We start from the raw sequence: 5,844 nt of genomic DNA, 5'->3' as shown, positions 1-5,844 counted from the left end.
GACGTGCATTCTGCAAATTCCCCGTCAGGATTTGCATTTTGCGAATGCACCGTTCTTGAACTCCGGAACCGGGCCCCATAAAAAAAACCGCCCCGAAGGGCGGTGTCTGGCAAACATCGACTGCAATCCAGCCTTCTTCGTGCCGTACCCAAACGCCAGCCGATATCGCTTGCGGGCCGCTGGATCCGTATCAGCTGTTCTGCCTTTGATAACGTCGCCGCCAGAAGGCCAGCGCGCCAACCCCGAGCAGCGCGGTTGTCGCCGGCAGCGGTACGCTGATGTTGCTGGATGTGCTGGTCAGATTACCGGTGACCCCATTGAATTTGAAGGCGTCATTTCCGGCCCCGTACGAGGATCCCAGCCCAGAACTCAGACCAGCGAAAGCAGAGTTGTAGGCCAGCACCAGCCAGTACTGGGAACTGAGCGACAACGCCGTGTTGACAGCCACATTGGTGCCGAGGCTATTGACATCGCTGTATTTCTTGCCGCTCCAGCCGCTGCTCAGCAGGCCGCTCAGGGTCGAACTGCCCAGCGCAGGCGTCCCGGCACCGGTGTAGGCCAGAACCACGATGTCGGCATCGCTATCGAACCAGCCGATCGAAAAACTGTTCATCGTGAACAGGTTGCCGACACCGAAGTTGAGCAGCACACCGTCCGTCAGACCATTGTTGTCGATCGCGTGCTCGGGGCTGACGCCTTCACTCGGATCGGTGCTGCTGCCAAAGCCATTGTTGACACCGACACCGGAACTTCCCCAGAAGGACAGGCTGCCCTGTACCATCGTGCCGCTGGTACCACCGTTTGACCAGGCCGACAAGGTCACCGGCGTCCCCCCGGGCGCGAGGTAGGACTGAGCCGCGGCATTGCCGGTCGTGGTCGTGAACGAATAGCTGACCGACGCATCCGCAGCCGGCGCACTCAGGCCGAGCAGTACCGCGAACGCCCCCGCAAGCAAGGGCCCGCTGGACCGCAGGTCTTTGAAAATCATGATGAAACCCCTCCGCGAAGTTCGTGCAGAACGTGGGCGGCGGGGCAGAAAGGGACGGGTACCATCATGGTGAGGGAACGCATCCCCTCAAAACATCGTCGCTTCCGTGTGAATCCTTGTTCGACCGACCGGCTTCTGCGCCGCGGCACTGGCCGGCGGGCTGCGACTACCCGACCAACCTGTCTTGTCTGGCTGACCAGCACCTACATGCACATCACAGGCCAATCATGTTAAGCATTTGTTGTGCCTGTAGTTATGAGACATTTGTCACGATTTGCCATAATTCCGTGTAAAAAGCCCTGACGCCGTGACCCAGCCCTCCGCCCCCGCTCCGTTCGATGCCCGCGCCTTCCTGCGCACGCTGACCCCGCTGCCCGGCGTCTACCGCATGCTCGATGTCGAGGGTCAGGTGCTGTACGTCGGCAAGGCGCGCAACCTGAAGCGCCGCGTGGCGAGCTACTTCCGCAAGACCGTCGACTCGGCCAAGACCCGCGCGCTGGTCGCGCAGATCGCCGGCGTCGAGGTCACGGTCACGCACACGGAAGCCGAGGCGCTGCTGCTCGAACACACGCTGATCCAGCGCTTCCGGCCGCGCTACAACATCCTGCTGCGCGACGACAAGAGCTATCCGTACCTGCTGCTCACCGCACACCCGTATCCGCGGCTGCTGATCCACCGCGGTCCGCGGCGCGCGGCCGGGCGCTACTTCGGGCCGTATCCGTCGGCGACCGCGGTGCGCGAGACGCTGACGCTGCTGCAGCGTGTGTTCCGGCTGCGCCAGTGCGAGGACGGCTTCTTCGCGCACCGCAGCCGCCCGTGCCTGCAGTACCAGATCCGGCGCTGCTCCGGCCCGTGCACCGAAATGATCGGCCGCGCCGAATACGCCGCCGATGTCGCCGACGTGGTGGCCTTCCTCGAAGGCCGCAGCGGCGAACTGATCGATGCGCTGGTCGCGCGCATGGAGGTCGCGGCCGGGCACTGGCGCTACGAGGAAGCCGCGCAGCTTCGCGATCGCATCGCGATGCTGCGTCAGGTGCAGGAGCGCCAGTACGTGTCGGCGGCCGAAGGCGGCGATCTCGACGTGGTCGCGGTCGCGATCGAGGGCGGCGCGGCCTGCGTGCAGGTGTTCTTCTTCCGCGAGGGCCGCAGCCTCGGCAACAAGCCGTTCTACCCGCGCATGCCCGAGGAACAGACGCCGGGACAGGTGCTGTCGGCCTTCCTCGTGCAGTACTACCTGAACCATCCGCCGCCGGCCGAGATCCTGCTGTCGCACGAACCGGACGAGGCCGCCGTCGTCGCCGAGGCGCTCGGCGAGCGTGCCGGGCGCAAGGTGCAGCTGTCGATGCGCGTGCGCGGCGAGCGCGCGCGCTGGCTGGAGATGGCAAACCGCAACGCGGCCCTCGCGCTCGCCGCCGACATCGCCAGCCGCGCCGGCGTGCGCCGGCGCTTCGAGGCGCTGCAGGATGCGCTCGGCCTCGATGCCGCGATCGAGCGCATGGAGTGCTTCGACATCAGCCACACCCAGGGCGAGGCGACCGTCGCCTCCTGCGTGGTGTTCGATGGCGAAGGCCCGCGCAAGTCCGACTACCGGCGCTACAACATCGAGGGCATCACGCCCGGCGACGACTACGCGGCGATGCATCAGGCGCTGACCCGCCGCTACACGCGCCTGCGCGACGAGGATGCGCCGCTGCCCGATCTCCTGTTCATCGACGGCGGCCGCGGCCAGCTCGCGCAGGCCGAGCAGGTGCTGGCCGAACTCGGCATCGACGGCGTGCACCTCATCGGCATCGCCAAGGGTCCGGACCGCCGGCCGGGGCTGGAGGTGCTTCACTTGTCCGGTCAGGACCGCCCTCTTACACTGCCGGCCGAATCCGCCGCGCTGCACCTCGTGCAGCAGATCCGCGACGAAGCGCATCGCTTCGCGATCACCGGCCACCGGCAGCGCCGGGCGCAGGCGCGCCGGACCTCGACCCTCGAAGCGATCCCCGGCATCGGTCCGCGCCGGCGTCAGCTGCTGCTCAAGCAGTTCGGCGGTCTGCAGCAGCTCGCCCGTGCCGGCGTCGAGGACATCGCCGGCGTCGCCGGCATCAGCAAGGCGCTCGCCCAGCGCATCTACGACGCCTTCCACCCGGACGGCTGAATCCCAGGATCCCCATGCACCTGACCCTGCCGACCTGGCTGACCCTCGCCCGCATCGCGATGGTCCCGGTGTTCGTCGCCGCCTTCTTCCTGCCGGTCGAATCGGCGAACGTGATCTGCACGGCGCTGTTTGCCGCCGCCGCCATCACCGACTGGCTCGACGGCTGGCTTGCGCGCCGCCTCGGCCAGACTTCGGACTTCGGCGCCTTCCTCGATCCGGTCGCCGACAAGCTGATGGTGGCCGCGGCGCTGGTGCTGCTGGTCGAGGCCGATCCGACGCCGTGGATCGGCGTGCCGGCCGTGGTCATCATCGGCCGCGAGATCGCGATCTCGGCGCTGCGCGAGTGGATGGCGCAGATCGGCAGCCGCGCGACGGTGGCGGTGTCGGCGGTCGGCAAGGTCAAGACGGCGCTGCAGATGCTGGCACTGCTGCTGCTGCTGTACCACGAACCGCTGTGGGGGCTGCCGACGCGCACGCTCGGCATCGTTGCGCTGGTGATCGCGGCGGTGCTGACGCTGTGGTCGATGCTGGTGTATCTGGCCGCCGCCTGGCGCGTGCTGAATAAATGAATCCGGCGCTTGACGATCCGGATTCGCGGCCTATAATGCGCCCCCACGTCGAGCGGGAATAGCTCAGTTGGTAGAGCATAACCTTGCCAAGGTTAGGGTCGCGAGTTCGAGTCTCGTTTCCCGCTCCAGTTCTCGATCAGAGGCCTCGATTCCTTCGGGGCCTTTTGATTTTCGGATCAGTCGGTAATGGCAATGCAGCCCTTACCTGATTGCCGAAGGCTAGGTGGCAGAGTGGTCATGCAGCGGCCTGCAAAGCCGTGGACGCCGGTTCGATTCCGACCCTAGCCTCCAACTATTTGATCCTGCAGTTTTTAACGACTCAGGATTCCTGCCGGAACCCTGCGATCCACCGTCATCGACGGCCCGGAGCGCAGGGTTTCTGCATTATATGCATGATGTCCGGCATGCCCGGCGTACGGCCTTTCGTCGTCCCGCCGGCCGCGCCGGAGATATTCCTGCGCGCGCCGGCATTCGCGCGCATCGGGCAGCCTGAAGAGCACGCGACAGCGCTTGCGGGCTAATTCGCGATGGGCTGTCCGGCCCCCGGCGGAATCGAATACGTGCAGGTCACGTGTGCGACCGGTTCCGTCTCGCCGTCGGAATACAGCAGCACCTCGCCGACCGCCAGGCGCTTGCCGAGCTTCAGGATGCGGCCATCGCCGATCAGGTCGACCGGCTTCGGGCGGCGCAGGAAGTTGCAGGTCAGGTTGGTGGTCACCGCCAGATCGACGCGTCCGAGCAGCGACAGCACGACGCCGTACATGACGATGTCGGCAAGCGCCATCTGGATCGGACCGGACACGGTGCCGCCGGGGCGCAGGAAGTCGTCGCGAAACGGCACGCGCAGCACGCAGCGGCCGGCGTCCAGGGTTTCGACGCGGATGCCGAGCGAGCCGACGAAGGGGACGTGCTCGCGGCAGAGTTCCTCGAATTCGGCGTGTGCGATGCGCGCCATGCTCAGGCCCTGCGCTGGATGGCGGCCGGCAGCGTGCTGACGCGCTGCATCTCCGCATCACGGAACAGCGCCGGATCGGCCAGGAAGTCGAGCAGCATGCCGGTGGTGTCGTTGCCCCAGAACAGTTCGCCGTGGACGATCGAGCACGGCACGCCGAACACGCCGCGCGCGATCGCCGCTTCGGTGCGCTCGCGCAGGCCGTCCTTCGCGGCCGGACTCGCGGCCAGCGCCCCGGCCTCGGCCACCGACAGCCCGAGCCGCGCACACAGCGCCTGCCAGTCCTCGCCCTCCAGCGTCCGGCCCTCGGCCCACAGATGCCGGAACACCGTGCGCACGGTGTCGGGGCCGGCACCGAGCGCGACCGTCAGCCGCAGCGCCGGCAGCGGATTGAAGGGATGGGCCGGCGGCATCCGGTACGGCAGGCCGGCGCGACGCGCCTGCCACAGGCAGTGGCGGTAGGTCAGCGTGCGCATCAGCGGAATCTCGGCCGGGCCGCGCGCGCCGCAGGCCCCGAGCAAGGCGCCGAGCAGCACCGGCTGCGGCCTCAGGACCACGCCCGGCGGCGGTTCGGCCGTGAAGCGTTCGAGCTGGAAGTACGCGAACGGCGACAGGTAATCGAAGTACCAGTCCAGCGTCGGCAAGGCAGGGGCATCGGTCGGCTGCGTCATGGCGGCGGCTCGCGGCGGGCGGGATCGGGCGCATCGTCGGACCTCGGTCCGGGCGCCGGCAAGCCGCAATACGGCATGGCCGGAATGCGGGCAACGCGCAGTGCCATGCTCACGGCAGCGTGAAGGCGAGCGGCTGGCGTTCGAGCGAGAAGTCGTCGATCCAGATTTCGACGTAACCCTGCCAGGGGCCGGCGAGCGGCAGCAGCAGGTCGTCGTTGCCGTACCGGCCCGGCGCCCGCTCGTCCAGCCGCCGGCGCAGCGGCTCGATGCCGGCTTCGGGCCGTTCGAGCACCAGCACGGCCTCGCGGATCGTGAACGGCTGATCGTCGGGGCCGGTGACGCTCAGCGTCGCCGCCGGCCGGCCGGCCTGCATCGCGACGTTCAGCCCGAGCCGGGGTCCGTAGGCGCTCGGCCAGTGCCGCTCGACGAGGGCTGCCGGTGGCGGAGCCACGGCTCCGGCCCCGGCCCGCGGCGGCATCGTCGTGCCGAGCGCGACGCTGAGCGCGACCACCGCCACCAGC

Annotated in this window: 5 protein-coding genes, 2 tRNA genes and 1 pseudogene; 4 read left to right on the top strand and 4 right to left on the bottom strand. The window is 67.8% G+C overall.

All coding sequences use genetic code 11. From position 1 onward, the window contains the following. Positions 1-190 precede the first annotated feature (190 nt). Positions 191-988 carry an exosortase-dependent surface protein XDP1 gene (xdp1, locus tag PKE44_RS13925; protein WP_324552210.1) on the bottom strand — a complete coding sequence of 266 codons (798 nt, stop codon included), beginning with the start codon at positions 986-988 and terminating at the stop codon, positions 191-193. A gap of 307 nt (positions 989-1,295) precedes the next feature. Here xdp1 and uvrC point away from each other — a divergent pair, with 307 nt between their 5' ends. The 4 genes from uvrC to PKE44_RS13905 all read left to right on the top strand — a co-directional run bounded on the left by uvrC (position 1,296) and on the right by PKE44_RS13905 (position 3,991). Continuing rightward, positions 1,296-3,131, top strand: a complete 1,836-nt coding sequence (gene uvrC / locus PKE44_RS13920; protein ID WP_324552208.1) for an excinuclease ABC subunit UvrC — start codon at positions 1,296-1,298, stop codon at positions 3,129-3,131. A gap of 14 nt (positions 3,132-3,145) precedes the next feature. Continuing rightward, entirely contained in the window at positions 3,146-3,700 is a 555-nt protein-coding gene (pgsA, locus tag PKE44_RS13915) for a CDP-diacylglycerol--glycerol-3-phosphate 3-phosphatidyltransferase (RefSeq protein ID WP_324552206.1), read from the top strand. 52 nt (positions 3,701-3,752) lie between these two features. Further along, positions 3,753-3,828: transfer RNA gene (locus PKE44_RS13910), tRNA-Gly, on the top strand. A gap of 89 nt (positions 3,829-3,917) precedes the next feature. Then, positions 3,918-3,991, top strand: a tRNA-Cys gene (locus tag PKE44_RS13905). Between the two features lie 226 nt (positions 3,992-4,217). On the opposite strand, the gene PKE44_RS13900 is transcribed toward PKE44_RS13905, so the two are convergent. From PKE44_RS13900 to PKE44_RS13890, 3 genes and pseudogenes are all read right to left on the bottom strand, one after another. Further along, positions 4,218-4,655, bottom strand: a complete 438-nt coding sequence (locus tag PKE44_RS13900) for a PaaI family thioesterase (protein ID WP_324552204.1) — start codon at positions 4,653-4,655, stop codon at positions 4,218-4,220. A gap of 2 nt (positions 4,656-4,657) precedes the next feature. Then, on the bottom strand, positions 4,658-5,323 hold the full coding sequence (locus PKE44_RS13895; RefSeq protein ID WP_324552202.1) for a 2-hydroxychromene-2-carboxylate isomerase: 666 nt from the start codon (positions 5,321-5,323) through the stop codon (positions 4,658-4,660). Between the two features lie 109 nt (positions 5,324-5,432). Then, positions 5,433-5,844 (bottom strand): annotated as a pseudogene (locus PKE44_RS13890) (hypothetical protein); the annotation flags it as partial.

It is taken from the genome of Plasticicumulans sp. (genome assembly GCF_035331805.1).
Taxonomy (GTDB): Bacteria; Pseudomonadota; Gammaproteobacteria; order Competibacterales; family Competibacteraceae; genus Plasticicumulans.
This window is presented reverse-complemented; position numbering and strand designations above follow the sequence as displayed.

What these genes read in the sequence shown, in the direction of transcription:
- xdp1 (WP_324552210.1), bottom strand. Translation starts at nt 988, where the DNA reads ATGATTTTCAAAGACCTGCGGTCCAGCGGGCCCTTGCTTGCGGGGGCG.
- PKE44_RS13900 (WP_324552204.1), bottom strand. Translation starts at nt 4,655, where the DNA reads ATGGCGCGCATCGCACACGCCGAATTCGAGGAACTCTGCCGCGAGCAC.
- pgsA (WP_324552206.1), top strand. Translation starts at nt 3,146, where the DNA reads ATGCACCTGACCCTGCCGACCTGGCTGACCCTCGCCCGCATCGCGATG.
- PKE44_RS13895 (WP_324552202.1), bottom strand. Translation starts at nt 5,323, where the DNA reads ATGACGCAGCCGACCGATGCCCCTGCCTTGCCGACGCTGGACTGGTAC.